This is a genomic window from Halomonas sp. 707D4, from assembly GCF_024158685.1.
Classification (GTDB): Bacteria; Pseudomonadota; Gammaproteobacteria; order Pseudomonadales; family Halomonadaceae; genus Vreelandella.
The window spans coordinates 1-3900 of record NZ_JAMZBD010000304.1 but is presented as its reverse complement, the minus strand read 5'-3'; the positions used below and the strand labels follow the sequence as shown (position 1 = coordinate 3900).

4 protein-coding genes are annotated in these 3900 nt (G+C 64.2%); 2 read left to right on the top strand and 2 right to left on the bottom strand.

Annotated elements, in window-relative coordinates:
- Positions 1 to 597: DUF945 family protein (locus tag BIS11_RS12515; protein WP_253586161.1), on the bottom strand; the 597-nt coding region annotated here is incomplete at its 3' end.
- Between the two features lie 258 nt (positions 598 to 855).
- On the opposite strand from BIS11_RS12515, the gene BIS11_RS12510 reads away from it, so the two are divergent.
- Positions 856 to 2289: a YfcC family protein gene (locus BIS11_RS12510; RefSeq protein WP_253586160.1), complete on the top strand. Its 1434-nt coding sequence runs from the start codon at positions 856 to 858 to the stop codon at positions 2287 to 2289.
- A 4-nt stretch (positions 2290 to 2293) separates the two neighbouring features.
- On the opposite strand, the gene BIS11_RS12505 is transcribed toward BIS11_RS12510, so the two are convergent.
- Positions 2294 to 3211, bottom strand: coding sequence for a LysR family transcriptional regulator (locus BIS11_RS12505; RefSeq protein ID WP_253586158.1), 918 nt, complete (start codon positions 3209 to 3211; stop codon positions 2294 to 2296).
- Between the two features lie 169 nt (positions 3212 to 3380).
- Here BIS11_RS12505 and BIS11_RS12500 point away from each other — a divergent pair.
- A partial coding sequence (locus BIS11_RS12500) for a M20/M25/M40 family metallo-hydrolase (protein ID WP_253586156.1) occupies positions 3381 to 3900 on the top strand: 520 nt, incomplete at its 3' end.

The following is a 3900-nucleotide window of genomic DNA, read 5'->3' as shown; positions in this document are numbered from 1 at the left end:
GACGAGCACGACTGGCGCATCGCCTCGCTCGCCTCGGGAGGAGATCTCCCAGCGCGGCGAAACCAGTCGAAACGGCGGCACCTGCGCCCAGCGCGTGATGGAGATGTCGTCGGCGAGCGAGGCGATGCGCCAGTCGTGCTCGTCGGCGTAGTCGACATCCACCACGAGGTTGGTCAGCGCGCCGTCGACGCCCTCCTCCACCGTTTGCAGCGACTCGGCGCGCAGCTGCCCGGCGATCCCCCGCCAGGAGGCCGTCATGTCGATGTCGAGGGTTCCGTCCAGAAACGTTCCGGCGGGCGTCAGCGTTCCGGTCACGGGGCTCTTGAACACGCCATGGTCGACGTTGAGGTCGAGTTCGGCCTGGGCAGCGTCGTTCCCTGCCATCCCCAGGGTTGCCCGGGCAGTCGTGTGAAATAGATGCTTTTCGATGTGGACGTCCCTCACGCGCCAGGAGGGCGAGCGCTCGAGTCGATCGAAGGCGTCGGCGAGCGACTTCTCCACTTCGTTGCCCACCACCGCCTGGGCCCCGAGGTAGAGCCCTCCGGCTGCGACGATGACGCCTGCGGTAACGCCCAACGTCTTGGAACTCACGCTCATTTCCCTGTCCTTGTCGAGTGTCAAGACAAGAAAGCTTAATTTAGAAAAGATCGATCTTTCAACTTCCCCACGCGGGCTCGTCGAGCCCGGTCTCGCTTGCCTAAATTAGAAGCACGCCTTGTCAAATACACAATTGTCGACGTTTGGCTTACTTGATAGCGTGATTTCAGATCGCCGCGACCACCACGAACGCGACCGCCCAACGCCCGGCCCGGGCATCTCCCCAATTAAAACCATAACGCTGACGCGGAGAGATCGATGCAAGAGACCCACTCTTCCCCTGCCACACCTGCGCCTGGAAAGCCGCCGAAGAAACGCGCCATGCCGGACGTGTTCATCATCCTGTTCGCCTTCATGGTGCTGGTGCTGATCGCCTCCTATCTGATTCCCGCCGGCACCTACGAGCGCTCGACCCAAGGCGGGCTGACCCAGGTGGACACCGACAGCTTCCGCTTCATCGACGCCGCCCCCTTGAACCCGATGGACCTGTTCACCGCCATGCACAATGGCCTGGTGAACGCATCCACGCTGGTGTTTCTGATCTTGATCGTCGGCGGCGTGCTCAAGGTGATCGAGTCCACCGGGGCGATCAGCGCGGGCATCTACAAGCTTCTACGCCTGGCGAAAGGCCGCCAGAACGTCCTGATCCTGATTTTCTGCGCCACCTTCGCCACGCTCGCCTCGGTGGGCGTGGGAGCGAACCTGGCGATCGCCTTCATTCCGATCGGCCTGTTTCTGGCCCGCTCGATGAAGCTCGACCCGGTGGTGGGGGTCGCGATCATCTTCCTGGGCTCCTACGCGGGGTTCGGCGCCGGGGTATTCGACCCGACCGTGACCGTGACCGGCCAGACCATTGCAGAGCTTCCGCTGTTTTCAGGCGTCCTCTATCGCGCCGCCATCTTCGTGGTGTTCCTCGCCATCACCGCCGCCTACATCTGTCGCTACGCTCGCCGCGTCAGGCAGGACCCGGCGGCCAGCGTCATGGGCGCGGCGGCCTTCGAGGGCATCGCACTCGACGGGGAGCCGGAGCAGAATGCGCCGTTCACGCGCACCCACAAGTGGGTCCTGGCGCTGTTCGTGTTCGGCTTCGGCTTCTTTCTCTTTGGCGCCTTCAACCATGGCTGGGGCATTCCCCAGCTCTCCGCCACCTTCATCATGATGGGCATCGCCACGGCGCTGATTGCGCGCATTTCGCCCAATACCTTCATTCAACGCCTGATGAGCGGCGCACGCGAGGTGCTGTATGGCGCCCTGGTGGTCGGTGTGGCCGCTGCGGTCATCGTGCTGCTGCGCCAGGCACAGCTGATCGACACTCTGGTCCATGCAGTGGCGACCTCTCTCGACGGTCACGGCAAAATCGTCGCCATGGAGTTTCTCTACCTGTTCAACCTGGTGTTCAACGGCCTGATCACCTCCGGTACCGGCCAGGCGGCCATCGTCATGCCGATCATGGTACCGATCGGCGACATGCTGGAAGTGACCCGTCAGGCCACCTTCATCACCTTCAAGCTCGGCGATGCGGTGACCAACATCATCACGCCACTGTCGGGCACGCTGATGGCATGCCTGGCGATCGCCCGGGTCTCCTACGTCGAGTGGTTCAAGTTCGTCTGGCCCTTGGTGCTGCTCTGGATCGTGACCGGCGGGCTGTTCGTGGCCGTGGCGGTGGCCATGGATATCGGCCCCTTCTAGCGGCTCAAGACGCCGTCGGGCCCGGCCCGGCGGCGGGAAGCTGCCCATCGAGGTAGGCCATGAAGGCGTCGATGTGACCGGGCAGCTGGCGCTCGGCCATCACCTGCACCTGCAGGCTGCGCTGGGCCAGCGGCGGATCCGTCAGCGGCTTGTGCACCAGGCCGGCGGATTCGACCTTGCCGCTGACCGATATCGCGCTGCAAAGCCCCACCATGCTCGCGTGCTCGCAAACCAGGGTGTAGATCACGCCGAGCGTATTGCCGGCCACGCGCGCGCAGAGGCGAATGCCGGCCAGCCGGCAGGCGACATCGAACAGGTAGCGAACCGTGGAGCCGGTATCGGCCAGCGCCAGCGGATAGTCCGCCAGGTCCTTGACGCTCAGCGTGCTCTTCTGCGCCAGCGGATGGGAACTCGCCATCAAGGCACCGATGGCGGCGCCGTGGCTCGACACCACCCGAATGCCGATGTCGACGGACAGGCTGAAGGTCAGCGCGATATCCACTTCTCCCTGCTTGACCAGCGCCGATGCCTGGGCGGAATCGACGACCTTCATTTCGAAATCGACGTCCGGATGCCCAGCGGCGAACCGGGCGATGATGCGGGGCAAAAAGTGCCAGGCCATGCCGTCCGGACAGGCGATGCGCAGCGTCTTCTGCTGGCGCTTCTGGATGCCGCGCATCTCGTCGATCACGCCGGCGAGCTCGAGTTCGTTGCGCAGAGCATAGGCCAGAAGCCGCTCGCCGGCCTCGGTCAGCGCCATGCCGCGCGGCTGGCGCACGAACAGCGCAAGCCCCAGGCGCTGCTCCAGATTGGTGATCTGTCGGCTGACCGCCGACACCGCCACGTGCAGCTCCTGGGCCGCCGCCGAGAGTGAACCTGTTTTCGCCACGCTGTGAAAGTAGCGAAGGTTGAGTTCCTGCATGGCTCGCTCCGGGCAAATGAAGGGTCGAAGGGCCGCTGCCGACGGGGGTCGAAGCGGCAGAAGTGCTTCTAAAAAAAGCAAAGATAATTTGAAATATTAATGATGGTTGCAAACCCGGGCAAGCGATAGGCTCGAAGCATTTTCGCCCCCTACCAGAAGAAGGTCGGCCATGACGATACCGCAAGCCCAGCGACAGCATGCCATCGAACGCGCCCTGCGAGGACTCGCCGACGGCAGCTTCTACAAGGCCCTCGCCCGGCGCGTGGCCATGCGTACGGTCAGCCAGGATCCCGCCTGCTTTGCGACCCTCGAGCGCTACCTGACCGACGAGATGGCTCCCCTGCTCGTCTCGCTCGGCTTCGAGTGCCGTATCGTCGACAACCCGCAGCCGGGCATGCCGCCGCTGTTGATCGGCGAGCGCATCGAGGACCCCGCGCTTGCCACGCTACTGCTCTACGGCCATGGCGACGTGACCGATGGCCAGGAAAGCAAGTGGGCCGAGGGCATCGCACCCTGGGCGCTGACCTTCGTCGAGGGCCGCGTCTTCGGTCGCGGCACTGCCGACAACAAGGGCCAGCACAGCGTCAACCTGGCGGCGCTCGAGGCGGTGATCGAGGCGCGCGAAGGGCGGCTTGGCTACAACGTTAAGATACTGTTCGAGATGGGCGAGGAGATCGGCTCGCCGGGGC

Coding starts and splice junctions, on each gene's coding strand:
- BIS11_RS12510 (WP_253586160.1), top strand. CDS start 856: ATGCAAGAGACCCACTCTTCCCCTGCCACACCTGCGCCTGGAAAGCCG.
- BIS11_RS12505 (WP_253586158.1), bottom strand. CDS start 3,211: ATGCAGGAACTCAACCTTCGCTACTTTCACAGCGTGGCGAAAACAGGT.